This is a genomic window from Phycisphaera sp. (assembly GCA_025916675.1).
GTDB lineage: Bacteria > Planctomycetota > Phycisphaerae > Phycisphaerales > UBA1924 > JAHCJI01.
In genome coordinates this window covers 3,104,808-3,125,988 of the sequence record CP098402.1, presented here as the reverse complement: position 1 = coordinate 3,125,988, position 21,181 = coordinate 3,104,808, and the positions used below count along the sequence as shown (strand labels likewise).

At 68.1% G+C, this 21,181-nt stretch carries 18 protein-coding genes and 1 pseudogene; 7 read left to right on the top strand and 12 right to left on the bottom strand.

Annotated features, from left to right (window positions below):
• The first annotated feature begins 109 nt into the window (after positions 1–109).
• Entirely contained in the window at positions 110–1,603 is a 1,494-nt protein-coding gene (gatA, locus tag NCW75_13290; GenBank protein UYV12259.1) for an Asp-tRNA(Asn)/Glu-tRNA(Gln) amidotransferase subunit GatA, read from the top strand.
• On the opposite strand, the gene NCW75_13285 is transcribed toward gatA, so the two are convergent.
• Together NCW75_13285 and NCW75_13280 are read right to left on the bottom strand one after the other, a co-directional pair.
• A complete protein-coding gene (locus tag NCW75_13285; protein ID UYV12258.1) occupies positions 1,604–2,569 on the bottom strand; it encodes a hypothetical protein in 966 nt (321 codons plus the stop codon).
• Positions 2,570–2,678: 109 nt separating this feature from the next.
• Complete coding sequence (locus NCW75_13280; protein ID UYV12257.1) at positions 2,679–3,272, bottom strand: sigma-70 family RNA polymerase sigma factor; 594 nt, start codon at positions 3,270–3,272, stop codon at positions 2,679–2,681.
• A gap of 103 nt (positions 3,273–3,375) precedes the next feature.
• Between NCW75_13280 and mutM the strand changes: the two genes are divergently transcribed.
• Positions 3,376–4,245, top strand: coding sequence for a bifunctional DNA-formamidopyrimidine glycosylase/DNA-(apurinic or apyrimidinic site) lyase (mutM, locus tag NCW75_13275; protein ID UYV12256.1), 870 nt, complete (start codon positions 3,376–3,378; stop codon positions 4,243–4,245).
• A 394-nt stretch (positions 4,246–4,639) separates the two neighbouring features.
• Here the strand turns inward: mutM and NCW75_13270 are convergent, their stop codons facing one another.
• On the bottom strand, positions 4,640–5,476 hold the full coding sequence (locus NCW75_13270; GenBank protein UYV12255.1) for a hypothetical protein: 837 nt from the start codon (positions 5,474–5,476) through the stop codon (positions 4,640–4,642).
• A gap of 226 nt (positions 5,477–5,702) precedes the next feature.
• Between NCW75_13270 and mgtE the strand changes: the two genes are divergently transcribed.
• The gene (gene mgtE, locus NCW75_13265; protein UYV12254.1) at positions 5,703–7,091 is read left to right on the top strand and encodes a magnesium transporter; all 1,389 of its coding nucleotides are present in this window, start codon (positions 5,703–5,705) and stop codon (positions 7,089–7,091) included.
• Between the two features lie 3 nt (positions 7,092–7,094).
• Here the strand turns inward: mgtE and NCW75_13260 are convergent, their stop codons facing one another.
• From NCW75_13260 to NCW75_13240, 5 genes are all read right to left on the bottom strand, one after another.
• Positions 7,095–8,546, bottom strand: a complete 1,452-nt coding sequence (locus NCW75_13260) for a hypothetical protein (GenBank protein UYV12253.1) — start codon at positions 8,544–8,546, stop codon at positions 7,095–7,097.
• A gap of 47 nt (positions 8,547–8,593) precedes the next feature.
• Positions 8,594–9,940: a Rax2 family protein gene (locus NCW75_13255; protein ID UYV12252.1), complete on the bottom strand. Its 1,347-nt coding sequence runs from the start codon at positions 9,938–9,940 to the stop codon at positions 8,594–8,596.
• 174 nt (positions 9,941–10,114) lie between these two features.
• The gene (locus tag NCW75_13250; protein ID UYV12251.1) at positions 10,115–10,564 is read right to left on the bottom strand and encodes a biopolymer transporter ExbD; all 450 of its coding nucleotides are present in this window, start codon (positions 10,562–10,564) and stop codon (positions 10,115–10,117) included.
• A gap of 3 nt (positions 10,565–10,567) precedes the next feature.
• Positions 10,568–10,990, bottom strand: a complete 423-nt coding sequence (locus NCW75_13245; GenBank protein ID UYV12250.1) for a biopolymer transporter ExbD — start codon at positions 10,988–10,990, stop codon at positions 10,568–10,570.
• Positions 10,987–11,739 carry a MotA/TolQ/ExbB proton channel family protein gene (locus tag NCW75_13240; GenBank protein ID UYV12249.1) on the bottom strand — a complete coding sequence of 251 codons (753 nt, stop codon included), beginning with the start codon at positions 11,737–11,739 and terminating at the stop codon, positions 10,987–10,989. The genes NCW75_13245 and NCW75_13240 overlap by 4 nt, the downstream gene beginning before the upstream one ends.
• A 196-nt stretch (positions 11,740–11,935) precedes the next feature.
• Here NCW75_13240 and NCW75_13235 point away from each other — a divergent pair, with 196 nt between their 5' ends.
• From NCW75_13235 to NCW75_13225, 3 genes are read left to right on the top strand one after another with little or no spacing between them, the layout of a single operon-like run.
• A complete protein-coding gene (locus tag NCW75_13235) occupies positions 11,936–12,544 on the top strand; it encodes a hypothetical protein (protein ID UYV12248.1) in 609 nt (202 codons plus the stop codon).
• 27 nt (positions 12,545–12,571) lie between these two features.
• A complete protein-coding gene (locus NCW75_13230; GenBank protein UYV12247.1) occupies positions 12,572–13,150 on the top strand; it encodes a hypothetical protein in 579 nt (192 codons plus the stop codon).
• A 31-nt stretch (positions 13,151–13,181) separates the two neighbouring features.
• Positions 13,182–13,754, top strand: coding sequence for a hypothetical protein (locus NCW75_13225; protein ID UYV12246.1), 573 nt, complete (start codon positions 13,182–13,184; stop codon positions 13,752–13,754).
• 6 nt (positions 13,755–13,760) lie between these two features.
• Here the strand turns inward: NCW75_13225 and tsaE are convergent, their stop codons facing one another.
• From tsaE to speA, 3 genes and pseudogenes are all read right to left on the bottom strand, one after another.
• Positions 13,761–14,387 carry a tRNA (adenosine(37)-N6)-threonylcarbamoyltransferase complex ATPase subunit type 1 TsaE gene (gene tsaE, locus NCW75_13220; GenBank protein ID UYV12245.1) on the bottom strand — a complete coding sequence of 209 codons (627 nt, stop codon included), beginning with the start codon at positions 14,385–14,387 and terminating at the stop codon, positions 13,761–13,763.
• A gap of 175 nt (positions 14,388–14,562) precedes the next feature.
• Positions 14,563–15,252 (bottom strand): annotated as a pseudogene (locus NCW75_13215) (thiamine-phosphate kinase).
• A gap of 9 nt (positions 15,253–15,261) precedes the next feature.
• A complete protein-coding gene (gene speA / locus NCW75_13210; protein ID UYV12244.1) occupies positions 15,262–17,244 on the bottom strand; it encodes a biosynthetic arginine decarboxylase in 1,983 nt (660 codons plus the stop codon).
• A gap of 42 nt (positions 17,245–17,286) precedes the next feature.
• Here speA and NCW75_13205 point away from each other — a divergent pair, with 42 nt between their 5' ends.
• Positions 17,287–18,627 (top strand): hypothetical protein, encoded by a 1,341-nt coding sequence (locus NCW75_13205; GenBank protein UYV12243.1) that lies wholly within the window; start codon positions 17,287–17,289, stop codon positions 18,625–18,627.
• Here the strand turns inward: NCW75_13205 and NCW75_13200 are convergent.
• Positions 18,624–21,170, bottom strand: a complete 2,547-nt coding sequence (locus tag NCW75_13200) for a ComEC/Rec2 family competence protein (GenBank protein UYV12242.1) — start codon at positions 21,168–21,170, stop codon at positions 18,624–18,626. The genes NCW75_13205 and NCW75_13200 overlap by 4 nt on opposite strands.
• Positions 21,171–21,181 lie beyond the last annotated feature (11 nt).

Genomic DNA, 21,181 nt, shown 5'->3' with positions numbered 1-21,181 from the left:
CTCACTTCGGCAGCCGGGCGTTTGCGGCCTAGCCTCGCATCTCTATTCGTTGGCCGGGCCGGGCTGGTTTGCTCGGTTGGCCTGTTTGGACCAAACGGAGCATCGACCGATGGCCCAGCCGGGCATGATCGAGATAGCCAGGCGGATCGCCGCCGGTGAATGTTCGGCCCGCGAAGCGGTCGCGGGGGCCCTGGCGCGTGTCGATCGCGTGCAGCCCGAACTGAACGCGTTCGTGGATGTTTTCCACGATGGCGCGATGGCACGAGCCGGGATCGTGGACGAGAAGCGGGCGGCCGGCGAGGCCCTCGGCCCGCTCGCGGGCGTGCCGGTGGTCATCAAGGACAACATCTGCCTGGGCCAAGATGCCTATCCGGGCCGGACCACGTGCGCAAGCCGGATGCTCGAGGGCTACCACAGCCCGTACACCGCGACGGCTGTTCAAAATCTGCTCGACGCCGGGGCGGTCGTCATCGCCAAGGCCAACCTGGACGAGTTCGCCATGGGCGGCAGCGGCGAGCACTCGGCCTTCGGTGCCACACGCAACCCTTGGGATGTGCAACGCACGCCCGGCGGCAGCAGCAGCGGGAGCGCGGCGGCGGTGGCCGCGGGCGTGGTGGGCCTGGCACTGGGCAGCGACACGGGCGGCTCGGTGCGCCAGCCCGCGGCCATGTGCGGGCTGGTGGGGCTCAAGCCGACGTACGGGCGGGTGTCGCGGTATGGGTTGGTCGCGTTCGCCAGCAGCTTGGATCAGATCGGCACGCTGACGCACACGGTGGAAGATGCCGCAGCGGCGCTGTCGGTCATCGCCGGGCATGATGCGCATGACGCGACGAGCGCCCCGCGTGCCGTTGAGGATTTTTCCGCCTTGCTCGATGAAGATGCCGACGGCGAGCGCGTTGCCGTGGTACGTCCGCAGGGCGCGATCCATGCCGGGATAGACCGGGCACTGGAGCGCGCGGCGAGGGTGCTGGGCAACGCTGGCGTTGGTATTGCTGAGGGCGCGCTGCCACACACGCGGTACGGCGTCGCGGCGTATTACCTGATCGCGCCGGCCGAGGCGTCGAGCAATCTGGCGCGGTACGACGGCGTGCGATATGGCAGGCGCGCCGAGTTGCGAGCGGGCGAGGGGCTCGAAGACCTGTACGTGCGCTCGCGCAGCGAGGCATTCGGGGCCGAGGTCAAGCGGCGCATCCTGCTGGGCACGCACGCGCTCAGCAGCGGCTATTACGACCAGTACTACGGCAAAGCCCAGCGCACGCGGCGGCTGATCAAGAACGACTTCGACGCGATCTTCGCCAGCGGGGCTCGCGCAGTGCTCATGCCGACGACGCCGTCGCCCGCCTTCGCACTGGGAGAGAAGCTGGGTGATCCGATGTCGATGTACCTGGAAGACGCGTTCACGGTGGGCGCGAACCTCGCCGGGCTGCCGGCCGTCAGCGTGCCGGCGGGGCTGGTCGAGGTCGATGGCGTGGAGCTGCCCATCGGTGTGCAGCTCGTCGGACGGGCGTTCGATGAGGCGGGGCTGCTGCAACTGGCGCGCGCACTCGAACGCGGGCTGGGATTCGATGCCCAGAGCCCGATCGCTCTTCAAACTTCGGGGTAATCAGATCGCGCCGGCGAGCGCTGGCGCCTTGAGCTTGGTGGCGTACTCGAGCGTGGTGTCGGGCGAGGACGTGACGAGGTAGTACACCAGGCCGTCGTGGCGCCAGCCGATGATGCTGCTGCCGTCGGTAGCCTCGGCGCCGACGGTGTAAGCCTTGCCTTCCTCGAAGCGCTTGTCGCCGCAGCGCTGGATGTAGAGGCTGACCTCGACCGGCTCGCTCTGCGGATTCACCGTCTCGAACATGAGGTGGATCGAGGGGCCCTCGCCGGGCACCTTGCACTTGCCCGCGGCGACGAAGTTCGCGTCGCTGAACAGGATGTCCTGCGTCGTGAATCCGTTGCCCAGCACGTCGCGGAAGGCCTCGGGGACCTTGTCGAGGTCGCTCTCGGTGAACTTGCGGATGCTGGTGGGGTGTCTCGCGCAGCGAGAGTGCTCACCGGTCATGAAGCCAGCGAGTTGGATGCCACTTGGGGGTCCATCGGCCAGGGCGATACCACCCCCGCCGGTCTGCGCGGGGCCAGCCTGCTTGAAGTATGCCGACACGGCCACGATGATCACAATCGCCGCGGCGAGGGCGCCCACGCGCTGCCACGTCGAAAATCGTTCGGCTGGGCGGGACGGCTTATCCGCCCGCGTGGGATTGAGCTTGAGCACGGGGCGGTCGCCGCCGGTGGTTCGGATGTCGGCGGTCAACGCCTCGATGCGATCACGCACGGCTTGCGGGCACGCCGCATCATCGCTGCTCATGCAACGACCAACGGCCACGCGGAGCTGGCGCTCGGCCTGCTCGTGCTTGTCGAGCTCGGGACGGGCGGCCTTGGCGCTGGCGTAGGCGGCGGCCTCTTCGGCCGACAACTCGCCATCGGCGGCCAGGCGAACAAGCCGACCGAGCGCGGCGTAATCGAGGGAGTCTCCGAGGTTGTCGTCGGGGCCGTGGCGGTCGGGTCCGATGCTGTGGTCGCTCATGCGTGCCGCTCCAAAACTGCTGACGGGCCGGCGGGATCGAGGGTCCGAGATGGTTTCTGGCAGGCCCGGTAGGTGTCTCCCCAGACACCATGGGGGCTGCTCGCACTGTTCAACTGTCGTCTTGCCTGTTTTCATCCCCGGAAAGTCGATTGATTCCAAGTCTTTCTGCGGCGTCCGTGTCGGCCGATAAGGCCTCGGCCACCAGCTTGCGTGCCCGGTGCAACCGGGACATGACCGTGCCGATGGGCACCTCCAGGATCTCGGCGATCTCGCGGTACTTCAGGCCCTCGACCCCCCACAGCAAGAGGATCTCCCGGAATTCGGGCTTGAGCTGCTCGATGGCGTCTTTCAGGGCGTCGTCGACCTGGTCCCAGTCGAAGCTGGCGCGATCCCAGGCGGGCGAGGCCTCGCCCGGGGTCAGCTCGCCGTCGGATTCCTCGTAGAACTCGCCGACCGGGGTGGGCCGGCGGCCTTCTTTTTTCAGGTCCGAATAAAACGCGTTGTGGGCGATGGTGAACAGCCAGGCCCGCATGCCGCCACCGCGCTCCTCGAACCTGGTCCAGGTCTCGCTCTTGAGGGCCCGCAGGTAGACGTTCTGCACCAGCTCGTCGGCCCGCTCGGGGCTGCGCGTCAGGTGGTACGCCAGGCGGTACACCGAATCGAGGTGTTCCAGGGCCATGGCTTCGAATGCCGGACGTTCCATCAAGCGTTCCTTCGGGACCAGCGGCAATCGGCGCGGGCAGGGCGAGGGTACACCCGCCGGCCACTCTCGACCGCCTTGGTGGCGATCCTGATACCCTGATTCCGTGCCCGAGTTGCCCGAGGTTGAGCACCTGCGACGCACGCTCGAGCCCAGGCTGCTGGGCCGGCGTGTGGTGGGGGCCACGCTGCACAGGCGAGACGTGGCCGTGGGGCCGGCAGACCCGCCCGGAGGGTTCGCTCGCCAGAGGTTGGCTGTTCGGCCCACCCACCTCAGGGCGGCCCAGTTGCTGGCGGACGCCACGATCGGGCGGATCGACCGGCGGGGCAAGCTGCTGGCCATCCTCGCCGGCGATGGGCGGGCGCTGGGCGTCCACCTGGGCATGAGCGGCCAGCTCCTGTGGGCAGCCGCCGGCCGGCGGCTGCCTACCGACCACGTCCACGCGACATGGCGGCTGGACGACCGCTCAAGGCTCATCTTCCGCGATCCGCGACGCTTCGGCGGGCTCTGGCTGGCTCAGAGCCGAGACGAGCTGCCTCCCTGGCGTGGGCTCGGGCCCGATGCCCTCTCCCTGCCGCCGGGCGAACTGGGCGGGCTCCTGGCAAAGGTACGCCGGCCAATCAAGGCGGCCCTGCTCGACCAGCGGCTGCTGGCGGGCGTGGGCAATATCTACGCCGACGAGGCTCTGTACCGGGCGGGCATCCACCCGGCAGAATTGGCTTGCGAGATTCCGGCTACCCGGGCACACAAGCTCGGCAAGGTTCTCGGTGATCTGCTCGCGTTGGCGGTAGAGGCCGGTGGGTCGACGCTGCGGGACTACCGGGCCGCCGATGGGCAAGCCGGGGCGTTCCAACTCCGGCACGCGGTGTACGGGCGTGGGGGCCAGCCATGCCTCACGTGTGGGCAGGCATTGGAGAGTGGAGTGCTGGCTAGCCGGACCACCGTATGGTGCCCCTCGTGCCAGGGGGCTTGCTGAGGTGTGCCAGAGGCCCCCAATCCACCAACGAGTTATCCACATGGCCGGGCAACCGGCTTGCCGGACACCCGACCCCCTCTTCTTCTCCCTTATGTATATAGAAAGTAATCGTCGTACTCGTTACGGCTGTCGCCTTGTGGACAGAACGGCCCGTTCGACCCATAAACACATTGGAATATGCGACTTGCATCGTGTAGATACGGAGCGTTTGGCTGTCGCAAAGCGCTCTGGTGGGCTGGCGATTGGCGGGCGCGGTCGGTAGCTTGGATGGCCCCGCGCGGCGGCAGACCGCACCCGAGCGCTAATAACACGTTGTCCACAGCGGTCGCAACAGGGGTGGCGCAAGAGAAACGGCCCCATCTGGGGCCGCTGGTGGTCGGTTTGGATGGGCGGATCAACTGGTCATCTTGCCGATGAGGCCGCCGATGATGGCCAGGACGAGCACCACACCGGCCATGGCACCGGCCAGGATGGCGATGCTGAGGCCGTCGATGAGGTCCATGATGACGCCCGCGCCCGTGGTGATCGAGACGATCAGGGCGAACGCGAAGGCCATGACCAGGAACAACCCGAAGCAGGCGAACATCGTGGCCATCGACGCCCCCGGGGAGAGCGACTCCTCGGCGTAGACGACCGCGGTCGGCTGGCTGGCGGTCGTGCCGGCGTCCTCGAACAGAGCGCCCCCGCCCGCGCCGACACCCTCGCCCACGGTCGAGCCCTCGCCGTCGCCCATGCCGAAGTCTTCGAGCAGGTCGGCACCCAGCGAGGTGTCGTCGGCCTCGCGGGTCATGTCCAGCAGGCCGCTGCCCGAGGCGGCGGGGTCGGCGGCGGTGTCCATGCCGAAGTTGGGGGCGGCGGACATCTGGGTTTGGGCGGCGGCGTCGGCCTCTTCGACCTCGTCGGCATCGAAGATGCTGATGCCGGTCTGCTCCTTAGCCTCGCCCGAGCCGATGTCGGCGCTGTCGTCATCGGCAAAGCCGATGGCCGAGTCGTCGGAGTCTTCTAAGCCGATGCCCGAGGTAAGGCCCGAATCGTCGGCGAAGCCGGGCAGCTCGTCATCGTCGCCCTCGCCGCCGTCGGCGAGCATGTCGACCTGGTCGACCTTGAAGATGAGCTTGTCGCCGTCGACGAACTTGCTCAGCCGGTTGGAATCGACCAGCTCCATGACCTCTTCTTCGCTCTTGCCGAGCTTCTGGGTGGTCTCTTCCATCGAGTAAAACAGCTTGGCCATGGCGTTTCGCTCCAGCGTTGGGACGTCGACCTACGGGGAATCCCGAAGATCAGATGATACCACGTTCGGCTCCGCGGGGAGCCCGTGTGAGGGGCCGATCCGCACGCCACCACGCGGCGGATGCACCGGCGGGGAGGATAGGCCCTAAAGGGGGGCGGGTGTTTCACCGGAACTTCCACTTGGAGATGGCTTGCCAGAGGCCTCCGGCGGGGCTCCCATACTGGCCATGAACCCAACCGCCGAGCTGTTGAACGTCGAGGTCCGCGAGCTGATCGAGGCCAAGCGGTACCGGGAGCTGCGCGAGGCGTTGGCGCCGATGCCGCCGTTTGATGTGGCGGCGGTGCTGGACCTGCTCGAGCCGGCCGAGGCGGCGGTGGCGTTCCGGCTGCTGCCTCGAGACCTGGCCGGCGAGGCGTTCGCCGTGCTCGACTACGACCGCGAGCAGGCGATCATCGACGCGCTGGGCGATCGGTCGGCCCGCACCATGCTCCAGTCGATGGACCCCGACGACCGGGCGGCGCTGCTCGACGAGATGCCCACCGACGCGGCCCGGCGGCTGATCGACCAGCTCCGGCCCGAGGACCGCGAGGTCACGCAGCAGATCCTGGGCTACCCCGAGGACTCGGTCGGTCGCCTGATGACGCCCGACTACGTGCGGCTTCGGCCCGAGTGGACCATCGCGCAGGCGCTCGAGCACATCCGGCGGTATGGGCGTGACGCCGAGACGGTGCACTGGGTGTACGTGGTTGACAGCGCGGGCGTGCTGATCGACGATTTGCACATCCGGTCGATCCTGCTGGCCGAGCCCGACCAGAGGGTTCGCGACGTCATGGACGACGCGTACCAGGCGCTGAGCGCCACCGACGACCAGGAGCAGGCTGCCCGCGCGATGCTGGACTACGACCGCACGGTGCTGCCGGTGGTCGATAGCAAGGGCGTGCTGCTGGGCATCGTGACGATCGACGACGTGGCCGACGTGGTCGAGGAAGAGGCAACCGAGGACATCCAGCTCATCGGTGGTGTCGAGGCTCTGGACGATCCGTACATCAAGACGCCGCTGCTGGCGATGCTGCGCAAGCGTGGGATCGCGTTGGGCGTGCTATTCGTCGTGCAGGTGGTCACCATCGCGATCCTGGGGCGATTCGAGGGGGCGCTCGAGACGCACCTGATCCTGGCGATGCTGGTGCCGCTGATGATCTCGTGCGGCGGCAACACGGGCACGCAGGCGGCGAGCCTGCTGATTCGGGCGGTGTCGCTGCGCGAGCTGGCGCCCAGCGACTGGCGGCGCGTGGCGCGCAAGGAGCTGGCGACGGGCGCGATTCTCGGGCTGGTTCTGGGCGTCATGGGCGTCATGGGCGTGGGCATCGTGCTGCTGGTCGATGCTATCGGCCTAGCCAGCACCGACCAGCCGCTGCGCGTGGGCGTGGCGGTGGGGCTGGCGGTGCTGGGCATCGTGACGTGGGCGGCGCTGCTGGGCGGGCTGCTGCCGTTGGTGCTCGAGAAGTACAAGCTCGACCCCGCGACGATCAGCAGCCCGCTGGTAGCGACGCTGATGGACATCAGCGGGATCCTGATCTACCTGGGCGTGGCGACGGCGGTGCTCGGCATGGCGTGAGGCCTACGGGCAGCCCGCGTCGAACTCGTTCTGGAAGGCCAGGAAGTCGAAGAGGGTCAGCTCGCCGTCGCCGTCGAAGTCGGCTTCGGGATCGCCAGAGTCGAAGAGGTTCTGGAATTCGAGGAAGTCGAAGATGGTGAGGGCGCCGTCGCCGTCGAGGTCGGCGCGGCAGGTGGTGGGGTCGTCGTTGAAGACGTACACTGACCCCGAGTTCTCGCCTTGGTCGTTGACCCCCGGCGCCCCGACGACGACCGTGTCGGAGTTGATTGCGATGGCAACGCCGAGTTCATCAGACGCCACACCGTCGTTGGCAAGGAGCTTGTCGATCTGAGATCCGCTGAGCGCGTCGAAGAGATACGCGGATCCAGCTGCCGAGGCGCTGTCATCATCCTCGTTCGCGCCGATGGCCAGGACGCCGTCGTCGATGGCGATAGACGCGCCGAAGTGATCTCGGTCGTGGCCATCGGCGGGGAAGATGAACCGGAGTTGGTCGCCTGTCGAAGCGTTGAAGACATAGGCTGCGCCGGAAAAATCAAAGAAGACACTCCGGAACGGCGCACCCACAGCGACCAGGCCGTTCTGGATATCGACGGCATCGCCGAAGCCACCGCCCAGATCTCCGTTGTAGTTTTCGATGTCAGCCCGAAGCCGATGGACCTGGCTCCCAGTCGACGCGTCGAAGAGGTAGACCTTCGCGAAGGTGTAGCCCTCGCCCAGGACGAAATAGGTTCGTGCGCCAACGGCGACGATGCCATCATCCATGGCGATCGAGACGCCGAAACTCTGGTTGGCGTTGCCCGTGTCCGGCAATAGTTTGTGGAGCTGGCTTCCTGTGGACGCATCGAAGAGGTGTGCCACACCAGAGTTGTCTCCGAGTTCATCTGCTCGCCATGATCCGACGGCGACGATCCCATCGCTTATCGTCACGGCGTTGCCGAATTCGTCGCCAGCTCCCGGATCGTCGGGGATGAGCTTGGCGAGCTGAACGCCGGTGGACGCGTCGAAGAGATACACCGCGCCGGCGTTGGTGCCCGCGGCGTCTTGGCCGGGTGCACCCACCGCAACGATCCCATCGGCGATCGCGACCGAGATTCCGAACCGGTCCCCAGCCTCACCGTCGTCGGCCACGAGTTTCCCCGTCTGCGTGCCCGTGCCCGCGTCGAAGAGATAAACGGCCCCCCGCTCATCATCATTCGGACTTCCAGCAGCAATTGTGTTGCCACTCTGATCAATGGACCGGCCGAGCTCATCACCGGCGGCACCGTCATTTGCAACGAGTTTGAATGCCTGATCGACGAGCCTCGCCGTTACTGAGGTGGTGAAGCAGACTACGCCAGTGATCGCGACGAGCGGAATGAGACGGTTCATGGTTGGCAACCTCTCTCTATGCAGACGAACAGGTGGTGTGATGGATTTTATCAGTCGCGTGTCGCTTGTGCCGCACCGATAACTCATGCAACTCCCACCCGCAACCGCGGATGCATCGGACGGGTGATTCTGGCCTACTCGCAGCCGGCGTCGAAGGCGTTCTGAAAGGCGAGGAAGTCGAAGATGGTCAGCTCGCTGTCGCCGTCGAAGTCGGCGATGGGGTCGCCGGCATCGAATGCGTTCTGGAACGCGAGGAAGTCGAAGATGGTGAGTTCTCCGTCGCCGTCGAGGTCGGCGCGGCAGGTGGCGCTGGCGCTCAGGCGTTGCGTGGTGACGTGGGTGGCCTGTTCGTCGGGGCGGTAGTACTGGCCCATGGCCCACACGTCGCCGCTTGGGGTGACGGACATCGTGCGGAACCACTGCTGCTCGCCGTCCGTTGGCGTCGCGACGTCGATGCGCTCCCAGCTCGTGCCGTCGTACTTGAGCATGAGGGCGCGCGGGAAGCCGTCGGCGTCGGCGTCGGTGCCCGAGGCGTAGATCTCCGTCGGCGATCGTGCGGCGATGGCGCGCAGCTCGGCCCTGCCGTCGGGGAACGTCGGCGTGTCCACGATGGTCCAGTCGCTGCCGTCCCAGTGCAAGATGAGCGGTTGGCGGCCCAGGTCGCCGGTGGTGATGGAGCCAACCGCCCAGACGTTGTCCGACGCCAAGGCGAGGGCGTCGTTGAGCCCCGCCAAGTCGCGCAGGCCGATGTCGTACAGTTCCCAGCGATCGCCCTGCCAGCGGGTGATGTACGCCGTGGGCCCGAAGCCGCCCACGCCGGTCTGCTGGGCGTTGCCCACGGCCCAGGCGTCGTCGGCGCTCACGCCGGCAACATCGCGCGGCGTGTTGTACGCGCGGCCGCCGGTCACCAGCGGCTCGGGCTGGTAGCGATCCCACCCCGAGCCGTTCCAGCGTGCCGCGAGCGCCTGGCCGGTGGCCGAGGGCGGGGGGTCCTGCGTCGCCTGGACCCCCACGGCCCAGATGTCGTCCCCGGCTTGGCCCATGCCGACGAAGGCCGCGCCGCCGAAGCGCGTGGGGCTGTCGATCTGCTGCCACGACGAGCCGTCGTAGCGCAGGGCAAGCGTCTGCCCATCGGCGCCGGCGTTGTACGAGCCGACCGCCAGCACGTCGCCGCCGGGCAGCTTCTTCACGCCGTAGAGCGCCGCCCCGTTGATGTCCGGTGTGGGCACGAAGTTCCACCGCGTGCCGTCGAAGCGCTGGGCGAAGGTGAAGCTGAAGAACTGGGGGAAAGGGTCGAAGAAGTCGCTGTTGCCCACGACCCACACCTCGTCGTCGGCGGGCGCGTCGCTTCCCTGGGGGATGTTCTGCGGGTACGGGCTGGTGGTGGAGAAGAACTCCCAGTCTTGGGCGTGGGCCAGCGGGGTGCCGAGCGCGAGGCCGCAGATCGAGAGGGTTGCAAGCGTGTGGTGTGCGAGTTTCATGGTTTTCTCCCTGCGCGGGCCAGTGGTGGTCGGTGTGTGGCCAGCGGTGGCCATAGATGCCGCGATTTAGCGACATCCGGGGGATGGTGTGGGTTGTGTGCAAAGTGCGTGCCCGGCTGGGCCGTGGCCGCGGTCCGGGGATGGGAGCAACGCGGTGCGAGATTCGAGCCGCCTTCAGGGCGTGTCGAGCGCGATCTGGCGGACGCCCACGCGGGTAAGGATGTCCTGCGCCGTCACCACGTGCTGCCAGGCGACGCCACCGTCGGCGCTCAGGCGGATCTTGATGGACTCGGGCGTCGCACCGGCGAGTTGGGTGCGGGCGTGGGCCTCGAAGCCGTCGAGCGCGACGGTGCCCGGGCCCAGGCCGGTGACGGTAATGGTCGGGGTGGGAGTGCCATCGTCGATCGAGACGCGCACGTCGAGCGTGGGGGCGGGCAGGGCGTAGGGATCGGTCGATTCGGGCTCGTTCTCCGGTTGCGCGACCGGGAGTGCGGCGGGCAGGAACCACTCGGGCCCGACGAACACGATCGACGCCATGAAGAAGATGAGGATGACCAGCACCACGTCGACCATGGGCGCGAGATTGGGGCCATAGACGTGGCGTGGATCGCGGGCGCGGCGCATGGGCTACGACCCCCCGCCGCCGCCGGAGAGGCTGGCCTGCTCGGTCGCGACGCGCACGGCGCGCACGCCCGTGCGGCGGAGCTCGGAGAGGACCGGTGCGAGGCGTTCGTAGGGGATGGTCGCGTCGGCGCGCAGGTGGACCGAAGGCGCGGCGCGCACGCTGCGGCCTAATTGCATGAGCGGCACGGGCGCGCCGTCGACGTCGATGAGCAGCAGGCCGTTCTCCAAGCGCACGTTGACGAAGGCGGCCTGGGCCTCCTGGGTCTCGTCGCCGGTGGCCGAGCGCGGGAGGGTGAGGTCGCTGCGCTGATCGCTGGCGAGCTGCCCCACGAGCAGGAAGAACACGATCAGGCACATGACCACGTCGATCATGGGCGTGAGGTTCGGGTGGGTGCTGCCGTTGGTGGTTGGCCGGCGGCGTTTCATGGCTTGGGCTCGTCGTCGGGCGAGGGTGGCTTGGGCTTTGGTTCGGACGACTGCTCGCCGATGCGGTGGGCGACGCGCTCGACCAGCGGGGTGGTGGTGCTGGTGGCCTGGTCGCACAGGCGATCGACGCGCGAGCGCAGGATGCCGTAGGCCAGCAGCGCGGGCACGGCCAGGCACAGCCCCAGCAGCGTGTGGAACAGCGCCTTGCTGATGCCAAGCGAGAGCTGGGCGGGGCCGGCCGCGCCGCCCTCGGCCCCGATGGTGGTGAAGGCCAGGATCATGCCCCAGACGGTCCCGGCCAGGCCCACGAGCGGGGCGAGGTTGCCGATGGTCGAGAGCGGCTCGATGCGGCGCAGCCATCGGGCGCACTGCGCGTCGGCTTCGAGTTGGGCGGCCTCGCGGGCCGTCTCGGCCGGGATGCCCCGCACGCCGGCGGCGTCCTCGGCGTGCAGCATGCTCTTGAGCACCAGGGTTGGGAAGCTCGTGCGCGCCCGGAGGTAGCTGACCAGCTCGGAGCGCGGGCCGCTGGCGGTCAGGGTGTTCAGGCGTGCGAGTTCCTCTTCGGGCAGCAGGTTAACGCGGCGGATCTCGAGCAGGCACTGGACCAGGAGCGCGACGGCGGCGATGGAGCCGGCCACCAGGATGATGGTGAACAGGTCGATCGACTGCACGAACAGCGACCAGGCGCTGGAGGTCGGGGTAGAGGCGGGCGTGTCGGTTTGGGCGAGGAGGTAGGTGAATAGGGACATCGGGGGAGGGTACGGGAGCAGATCAAATGAGGGCGGAGAGGCCGAGGGTGGTCGCCGCCGATCGATGTTCGGGAAGACCCTTGGCCGAATCGGCGCGAGATCGTTGTCGGACCGAGCGGCTTTTGTGGTAGTGTGGAGGGAGAGAGCCACGCGGCCCCACCGGATCTACAGGAAAACCTAAAACAGGAGGTCCACCATGATCACTCATCACACCACGCGTCTCCGCACCATCCTCGCGGCCTTGACCATCGGTGCCACCCTGCCGGCCGCCGCCCTGGCCCAGTACGAGATCACGATCGACGTGGAGAACCCGGTGCTGCTGCCGGGGGAGAGCACGGTGGTGACGATGTTCGCGGGGTTCGATCCCACAATGTACGCCATGGCCTGGGTCATCACGGACTTCCGCACGTCCGTTGGGAGCGATGGTTGGAGTGATGCGATGGAACTGGACCCCATGCGTGGGGCGGCCACGTCACCCGGTACGCCGTCGGCGACCGGCTTCGACACCATCGGGGCAGGCCAATTCAATTTCCCCACCGCGGGCATCTATGCCGATCCGACCAACCCGATTGCATTCTGGCGAGCCACCTACACGGCCCCTGCTGACGCGACCGCCCCCTTCGATATCGATCTGTCGACGATGACAAGTACGTACGACGTGTACCTCGCCATGGACGGTGCAGCATCTGAGCGCCGCCTCTCCGAACTGGTCGAAGGCTCCGCCACCATCCGCGTCATTCCCGCCCCGGCCTCGGCGTCGCTGCTGGCGTTGGGGCTGCTCGCCGCCGCGCGGCGGCGGCGGTGAGTTTTTGAATCACCAAGGAAGAATCCCATGATCCGAACTACAACAACCGTCGTCCTCGCGCTCGCCGGCACCGCGCTGGCCCAGTATGAGATCACGATCGACGTGGAGAACCCGGTGCTGATGCCGGGCGAGAGCACGGTGGTGACGCTCAAGGCCGGCTTCGATCCTGCGCTCTATGCGATGGCGGGGATCGGGACTGGACTCGTCGTCTCGACTGGCACGGTTGGTTTGGGCGATGCAGCCGTCGTGGAACCAATGGATGGCCCTGGCCATTCAGCCGGCAGCCCGTCGTCGACCGGTTACGACGGCATCATCGCAGGGCAGATCCATTCCGCGAGCGCGGGTCTCTATGCGGACCCGACCAACCCGATCGCGTTCTGGGAAGTGACCTACACCGCCCCTCTCGATGTTGCCGTTTCCTTCGACGTCGACCTTTCAACGAGAACCCGGCGGTACGACGTGTATGTTCAAAGGACGAGTTCCTTTTCCGAGAGCCACCTCATCGAATTGGTCGAAGGCTCCGCCACCATCCACGTCATCCCCGCCCCGGCCTCGGCGTCGCTGCTGGCGCTGGGGCTGCTGGCCGCCGCGCGGCGGCGGCGGTGAGTTGTTGCGCCACCAACCAAGGAGGAATCCCATGATCCGGATTACAACAATCGCCGTCTTCGCGCTCGCGGGCACCGCGCTGGCCCAGTACGAGATCACGATCGACGTGGCGAGCCCGACGCTGATGCCGGGCGAGAGCACGGTTGTTACGTTGTACGCGGGGTTTGACTCCAGTGACTACGCGATGGCGGCCGTGCAGACCGACTTGCTGACGTCTGTCGGGAGCGAGGGCTGGAGTGATGCGATGCGGTTGGCCCCGATGGATGGCCCGGGCACGCAAGACGGATTCCCATCGGCGACCGGCTATGACCAGATCATCACCGGCCAGTACCACATCCCTTCGGACTTCATCGCCGACCCGACGAACCCGATGGGGTTCTGGCAAGCGACGTACACCGCGCCTGTCGATCCCGCGGCACCCTTCGACGTGGATGTCGCCACCATGACCCGGGACTACGCCGTGTACCTTCGGGAGTGCTGCGTCGGCGGCGCCTCCCGCCTGGCCGACCTCACCGAGGGCTCGGCCACCATCTACGTCATCCCCGCCCCGGCCTCGGCGTCGCTGCTGGCGCTGGGCGTGCTTGCGATGCGTCGGCGGCGGTGATCGCGATCAGGTCTCTTCGTCTTCGGATGCCTGCGGCAGTTCCGTCGGGTCGTCGCGTTCGGGGTCGAAGGGGCGGCTGATGGTGTGCGTGCCGGCGAACCAGCCGTAGAGGTCGGCCTTCTGGGCCCGCTCGTCGATGAAGGGCCAGGTGGGGCTGCCCGGCGGCACCCGCTTGCCGGTGGTGGGGCAGGTGGTCCAGCCGCGCGGGGGGGTGAGTGTGATGGCGCGGAGGCTCTCGCCGATGTGTTCGAGGGTGATGGTGGTTGTGCGCTCGGGTGGCAATGAGCCCTCGACCTTGCTGGGCCATTCCACGGCGATGACGATGGTGTTGTCGTCGGTCAGGCGATCCCAGCCCAGGCCGGCGAGTTCTTCGGGGCTGTTCATGCGGTAGGCGTCGATATGGACCAGAGTTCGACCCGAACCCTCGTACTCGTTCATCAGCGCGAACGTGGGGCTCGAGACCTTGGCGGGGTCGATGCCCAAGCCGGCGGCCAGGCCGCGGACCAGTGTTGTTTTGCCCGCGCCCAGGTCGCCCTCGAGGGCGAGGATATCGCCGCCCTTGAGGGTGGTGGCGAGTCGCTTGGCCCAGGCTTCGGTTTGCTGGGGCGAGTTGGTTTCGATTGCTTCAGCCATGCTCGAATCCTTGGGCCGAAACTTCGCGTTGGCTGCCGTCGGATGTGATGAGGATGGCGGCGGGCTGGCCGTTGGTCACGCGGCCGATGCGGTTGATGGAATCGGGGATGCTGGCGTCGGCGGGCGCGGTGAAGAGGAGCTCGTAGTCCTCGCCGTCGCCCAGGGCGGCGTTGAGGTCTTTCGCGTCGGGGTGGATGGGGATGGCGGCAGCGTCGAGCTCGAGGCGCACGTTCGAGGCGCGGGCGACGCGGGCGGCGTCCATGCCCAGGCCGTCGGAGAGGTCGATCATCGCGTGGATGTCTTCGGCCAGTTGCTGCGCGAGCCCGACGCGCGGCGTGGCGAGCGCGTGGCGGTGGTTCACGAGCGAGCCGCCGAGTGGGCCGGTGACGTAGACGTGGTCGCCCACGCGCGCGCTGCTACGAAGGATGGGCTTGCGTGCGTGGCCGCCGACGGTGACGGTGAGGGAGATCGGCCCGGGCGTGCCGGGCGGCAACGTGGCGATGTCTCCGCCCACGAGCGGGCAGCCGAACTCGCGGGCGAAGCGGGCCATGTGGTCGAACAGCTCGTTGGCGGGCTGATACCCAACGGGCAGCAGCGCGGTGGCGAGGGCCCACGCGGGCGTGCCGGCCATGGCGGCGATATCGCTGACCGAGCGGACGATCGCCTTGCGCGCGACGAGTTCGATCGGCAGCGCGTCATCGAAGTGGCGGTGCTGGACGAGGTGGTCGGTGGTGAGCAGCAGCGGGTGGGGGCTCGCTTCGATGACGGCGCAGTCGTCGCCCGGACCGACGAGAACCTGGCCGTAGGTATCGGGAAGGGTGGCCGATCGGTCGGCGATGCGTTGGAGGAGTTCGCGTTCGCGCACTGGGCGTGCCTATTCCAAGTACGTATAGCCGGCCAAGCCGTTCTCGTAGTAGCGCATAAGGGCCGCCCCGTCGGCGACGGAGAGCTTGCCCGTCCGGACGGCCTTCTCGACGTCCTTGCGCATCGCGCGGCGGAGGTCGTTGCTGTCGTACTGGAGATAGCCCAGCACGTCCTTGACCGTATCGCCCTCGACGACCTCGGCGATGGCCCAGGTGTTCTCCTCGTCGAGCTCAATGTGGACCGCGTGGGTGTCGCCGAAGAGGTTGTGCAGGTCGCCGAGCACTTCCTGGTAGGCACCGACGAGGAAGACGCCGACCTCGTAGTGCTCGTCGTCCCTGATGTCGTGCAGCAGCAAGGCGTCGTCGTACTCGCCGCCGTCGGTGGCGGGGAAGCGTTTGATGGCGCCGTCGCTGTCGCAGGTCATGTCGGCCAGGATGCCGCGGCGGGTCGGGCGCTCGCCCAGGCGGCGCAGGGGTGTCACGGGGAAGAGCTGGTCGATGGCCCACGCGTCGGGCATCGACTGGAACAGGCTGAAGTTGCAGAAGAAGATCTCGCGGACAACGCCGGCCAGGGGGCGGACGGCGTCGACCAGGACGTCGTCCTCATCGACGGCGTCGGGACGCGCGAGCAAGGAAGCCGCGATGGACTTGAACAGGCGCTCGGTCGTCGCGCGCAGGTCGAGGCTGAGCCGGCCGTACTGGAACAGGCCGATGGCCTCGTCGCGGGCGGCCAGGGTGTCGTGGCTGAGTTCGGAGAGGCGGCCCTCGTGCAGACGCTCGTAGGTCGAGATGAGCTCGAGCACCGGGCGGGGCGGATCGCTCATGCTGCTGAGCTGCGTACGGACGGCCTCGATGTCGACCGGCGCGGGCAGGCCGCTGGAGGCCAGCACGTCGACCACCAGCACGCTGCCGTGGGCGACCATGGCGCGGCCGCTCTCGCTGAAGATATTGGGATGGGGCTGGTGCGCCTCGTCGCACACGGCCTTGATGCGGTAGACGATGTCGGCGGCGTACTCGTGCAGGTCGTAGTTCACGCTGCTGTCTGTGGCGCTGCGGCTGCCGTCGTAGTCGACGCCCAGGCCGCCGCCGACGTTGATGTGCGTGACGCCCGCGCCCATGCGACGCAGCTCGGCGTAGGTCCAGGCCAGCTCGGTGATGGCCGTCTTGAAGCTGATGATGTCGCACACCTGGCTGCCGATGTGGAAGTGGACGACCTCGAGGCACTCGAGCATGTTCGCGGCGCGGAGCTTGTCGAGGGCTTCCATGAGTTGCGCCGCGGTCAGGCCGAACTTGGCCGCCTCGCCCGCCGAGCCCTGCCAGCGGCCGATGCCCTTGGCGCTGGGCTTGATGCGCACGCCGATGCGCGGGGTGACGGTGTGCTCCTGGGCGATGCGGATGATCAGGTCCAGGTCGCTGGGCCGCTCGACGATGGGGTAGATGCGCTCGCGGATGCGGCTGGAGAGCACGACGGTCTCGATGTACTCCTCGTCCTTGAAGCCGTTGCAGACGATGGGGATCGTCGGGCTGTCGGCGGTGAGCGCGAGGACGGCGAGCAATTCGGGCTTGCTGCCGGCTTCGAGCCCAAAGCCGTACCTGGCCGCGGCGTCGCGCATCTGCTCGCACAGGGAGCGCTGCTGGTTGACCTTGATGGGGTACACGCCCTCGTAGGCGCCCTTGTAGCCCTCCTCGGCGATGGCGTTATCGAAGGCGGCCCGCAGCGAGCCCATGCGGTGGTCGGTGATGTCGTCGAAGCGCAGCAGGAAGGGCGCCCCCAGCCCGCGCTCGCGCAGGCCGGCGACGATCTCGCCCAGGTCGATGCTCGGGCCGTCGGGACCGCGCGGCTGGACGCGCATGCGGCCGTTGTCGCCCGCGGCGAAGTAGCCCGAGCCCCAGCGATCGATGCCGTAGAGGTCGGAGGAGTCCTCGATGGTCCAGGTGTTGTCGGCGGGCTGGTGGGGGCTGGTGGGGGCGGTGTTGGTGGTGGTCTGGATCACGGACAAGCGTATGGGGCGAGCCGGAGGTTAGACTTGGGTCTGGTGGAACGGCCGACGCGTATTGGGATAGGTCTGGTGGTCGCGGTCTTCGGGCTGCTGGCATACCTGCTGTTTGTGACCGGTGTATGGCCCCGTGTGCTGGGGCTGGTCGGGGTCGCCCTTGGGTTCGTTGCCGTGGTGGGTGCGTTCTGGCTCGGCTCGACCAAGTTGGCGGCCTGGATGAGGACCCACGAGGGATCGCCACGAGTCGAGCGGGTTCGCACGATCTTCGCACACACGGGTACTCGGGTTGGGTTGGCATTGCTGACATTCCCGGTGGGTGTGGCGTTCATGCTGGCGCTCCACTACGCGATGTCCGGCACGAGCACCGGGAGCCTCATTCCCCTGATCCTGGATAACTTCTGGCAATCGACGATGTGGACCGGTTTCGCTCTGGTGTTCCTGGCCCCGGTGCATCACGGCCGAGACCCGTGCTGCGCCAAGTGCCAGTACACGATGGAGGGTGCGCCCGAGGGTGGATACGACGTGTGCCCCGAGTGCGGCCGTGACCTGCGTGCGAAAGACGCCATCGCCAAGGGCCACAAGACGATCATCAAGCCCATGATGATCGCGGGCATCGCTCTGGTGATCGCGAGTTTTGCGACCATTGGTCGATTCTCGCGTGGGTCGTCGGGTTATTTACCCTACCTACCCACGGGCTCACTCATCAAAGAAGTCACAACGGCACCGCGCGGGTTCACGAGCGACGAATGGAAGGAACTGCTGACGCGCACACTGACATCCCGAGAAGTCGAGATTTTGTTCGAGGGCATGCTGGGCCTGCGTGACACCAAGGGCTACTTCGCGCGGGAGGCCGAGGGTTGGCTTGACCGGACGGCGCTCGCGAGAGCCGTGCCGGCGGATGTGGTCGAGCGGTACTACGAGGGCATGCTGAGCGTGTGGATCGCAGCGCCCGAGAGCGTGAGCCGCGGCGAGCCGCGGGGCTTGCGGTTCGGTTTCGGCGGCGACTTTCAGGGCAACCTCCATGTGCCGGCGGCGTCCGTGTTGCAGGTCTTCTTCGTGCCCGAATCTCTGACGGTCGATGGCGAGCCGGCCGACATGCAGAATGACCCCAGGCACCCGATCCCGGGTATCTCGATGAACACGACCAACCAGGGCGATCGGGGCGCGCCGCGGGATGGCGTGACGCCCGCCTCACACGGGCCAACGGCTCGTGTTGACGCTTCGCGGTACGCGGGCGACACCATCGAGCTGCGTGGCACGGGGTGGCTGTACGTTGCACCGCATGGCACGCCCGCACCATCCGCCGGAGCGATCACGCCGGTGGGGGCCGTGTGGGTGCATCGCGTCGACGTGCGCGAGACCGTGCGAATCGAGAACTAGGGCTTGAGCACCTCGCCGCGCCGAATCGTGCTCACGCCCAGGCCATCGTGCTCGAGACGGACCTGGATGGCCCCATCGCGGCCGGTCACCAGCCAGAGGCCCTGGGTGCGGTAGTCCTTCCACGGGTCTCGCCGCACGCGCTTGGTGCCGGCCGACTGGATAACCACGCGGGCGTTCGAGAGGGCGACGAGGCGACGCGCGTGGTCGTCGTCGGCCCCGTGGTGGGGCAGCTCGAGCACGTCGACGCGCAGCAATTCCGGGTCGGTGGTGTCGATCATGCGCCCCAACGCTGGGCCGCCGATGTCGCCGGTGAGCAGCAGCGTGTGGCCCGATCGGCTCTCCCATCGCACAACAAGGGACGAGCTGTTGGCGTCGTTGAAGCGCTCGTTGGCAGGCGGCCAGAGCACGGTGGCGTGGGCGTCGCCCAGGCTGAAAGCATCGCCGGCCGTCAGCGTGTGGATGGTGACGCCCTGAGCTCGCAGGTCGTCGAAGATGTCGCGCATCGCGCCGCTGCCGTTGGCGGCTTCGAGGGCTTGCGGTGTCGTCCAAAGCCATGTGATGCCGAGTTCTTTGGCGGCACGCGGCAGGCCATTGGCGTGGTCGAGGTTGGCGTGCGTGAGCACCGCAGTGGAAACGGGCACGTCGCGGAGGGCCCCAACCGCGCTCGCCGTGGTGCGACCCGCTCCCGGGCCAAGCGAGCCGCAATCCCAGAGCATCGCCTGATCCTTGGAGCGCAGCAGGTGGGCGCTGCCGTCGCCGATGGAGAGGGTGTCGAGCTGGAGCATGATGGACGCCCTGGTCCAAGGGTACACGACCTCGACTGCCGTCCACACGACGACCACGTTGAGCGCGAGCACGTGGTTCCATCGCACGCGTCGGCCCGCATAGGCGGTGGCCGCGAGCGCCGCCGTGGCGCTGATGGCTACCGCGGGGCCGATGGGTGGAATCTCAAGGCTCGAGTACGCCAGGCCATCGAACCATCGCACGACGCCCAGGCACACTTCGGCCAGCGCGTGCAACACCAGCGACAACGGCTCGGCCAGCGGCGGCGCGATCGTGCCGATGAGCAGCGAGGCGTAAGCGGCGATGAGCAGGATGCCCACGAGCGGTGTCATCACGATCGTGGCCGGCACCGTGAGCGGGGCGACCAGGCCCGTGCGCCAGACGATCCACGGCAGGCTCACGGCCCAACACAGCACGGTGGCGCTGAAGAGCTGGCCGATCGTGCCGCCCGCGTAGTTCACACCCAATCGCCACACCGGCGGGGGCTGTTCCAGCACGCCCTTGATGGGCTGGCGCGAGCCGAAGATGGCCGCGTGCGTGCGCGGGGCGAGCGCGATGAGCGCCGCGACCAGGCCGAAGCTGAGCTGGTACCCGAGGTCGAACGCCTGGTATGGGTTCCACAGCGCGATCGCCAGTGCGGTCCACGCGAGGACGGCCAGCGGGTCGTGCCGCCGGCCCAGGGCGCGGGCGCCGAGCAGTGCCAGCACCATGATCCCGGCGCGCACGATGGGCGTGCGCGCCGGCACGATGATGAGCAGCATGGCCACCGCGGCCGCGACGCCGATGGCCTCGACGCGCCAGCCCGGCCCGATCGCGCGCAGCAGCCACGCCGCCGCCGCCGCGAGGATGGCCAGGTGCAATCCCGAGATCGCCAGCAGGTGCGCCAAGCCCACGCGGCGGAAGGGGTCGTACGCCTCGTCGTAGCCGGGGTCGTGCTGGCCGAGCACCAGTGCGGCCAGGAGCGCGCGGGCGGGGTCGGCGTGTTCGCCTCGCTCATCGAGACCGAGCACGCGTCGAGCGCCGGATTGCAGCGCGTACTGCGCCCGGCGCAGGGGTGCGGTGACGCGTGCAAGGGATCGGTCTGGGAGCGATGCCGGCACGACGAGCGCCCAGCCGTCGGTATGGATCGTGCAGATCGGTTCGCGAGGCGGGCGCTCCGGCCCGGGGTTCATGGGCTCGCCTGGCGGACGCATCCAGCCGGTGATGGTGATGGGCGTGCCCGGGACGAGCGACGGCGCGGCGTCGAGGCCCTCGCTCACGCTGATGCGCACGCGGCCTCGCGTGGGCTTGGAGCCCCGCCCCATGTCGAGCGAGATGGCGTCGGCCAGCAGCACCGAGCGCTCGCCCCGGAACACGCCACGCTCGTAGGAAGGCAGGCCGATATCGGGGTCGATGGCCGCGTCGGTGACGATGGCCGTCAGGCGAACCAGCCCGCGCTGCCGGCCCGAGTCGTCGTGCGGCATCGCGCTCAGGCGGTGGACCAGGTGGTCGGCCGGCGGTGCCAGCTCCCCGGCCATCCGCCCCGCACCCACGCACGCGATGGCCACCAGCAGCACGGCACGCCCGGCGTGCCGCGGGATGGCCAGCGACACGCCCGAGAGGGCGATCGCCAGGGCGTACAGCAGCGTGGGGTGCTCCAGGCCGGCAAACCGTGCCAGCAGGACGCCACCAAGCCCGGCCGAGAACGCGAGCAACGCCCGGGTGCGCGCGGGGCTGGTTGCGGGCTGAGGGGCGGGTTGTGCGTCGGGGAGTGTGGGCACGCCGCCATAGC

Bases quoted from the DNA above. Each gene is read 5' to 3' on its own strand.
- NCW75_13250 (UYV12251.1), bottom strand. From the start codon at position 10,564: ATGCGCCGCGCCCGCGATCCACGCCACGTCTATGGCCCCAATCTCGCG.
- NCW75_13255 (UYV12252.1), bottom strand. From the start codon at position 9,940: ATGAAACTCGCACACCACACGCTTGCAACCCTCTCGATCTGCGGCCTC.
- tsaE (UYV12245.1), bottom strand. From the start codon at position 14,387: ATGGCTGAAGCAATCGAAACCAACTCGCCCCAGCAAACCGAAGCCTGG.
- NCW75_13235 (UYV12248.1), top strand. From the start codon at position 11,936: ATGATCACTCATCACACCACGCGTCTCCGCACCATCCTCGCGGCCTTG.
- NCW75_13245 (UYV12250.1), bottom strand. From the start codon at position 10,990: ATGAAACGCCGCCGGCCAACCACCAACGGCAGCACCCACCCGAACCTC.
- NCW75_13280 (UYV12257.1), bottom strand. From the start codon at position 3,272: ATGGAACGTCCGGCATTCGAAGCCATGGCCCTGGAACACCTCGATTCG.
- gatA (UYV12259.1), top strand. From the start codon at position 110: ATGGCCCAGCCGGGCATGATCGAGATAGCCAGGCGGATCGCCGCCGGT.
- NCW75_13225 (UYV12246.1), top strand. From the start codon at position 13,182: ATGATCCGGATTACAACAATCGCCGTCTTCGCGCTCGCGGGCACCGCG.
- NCW75_13230 (UYV12247.1), top strand. From the start codon at position 12,572: ATGATCCGAACTACAACAACCGTCGTCCTCGCGCTCGCCGGCACCGCG.
- NCW75_13240 (UYV12249.1), bottom strand. From the start codon at position 11,739: ATGTCCCTATTCACCTACCTCCTCGCCCAAACCGACACGCCCGCCTCT.
- NCW75_13285 (UYV12258.1), bottom strand. From the start codon at position 2,569: ATGAGCGACCACAGCATCGGACCCGACCGCCACGGCCCCGACGACAAC.
- NCW75_13270 (UYV12255.1), bottom strand. From the start codon at position 5,476: ATGGCCAAGCTGTTTTACTCGATGGAAGAGACCACCCAGAAGCTCGGC.
- NCW75_13260 (UYV12253.1), bottom strand. From the start codon at position 8,546: ATGAGTTATCGGTGCGGCACAAGCGACACGCGACTGATAAAATCCATC.
- mgtE (UYV12254.1), top strand. From the start codon at position 5,703: ATGAACCCAACCGCCGAGCTGTTGAACGTCGAGGTCCGCGAGCTGATC.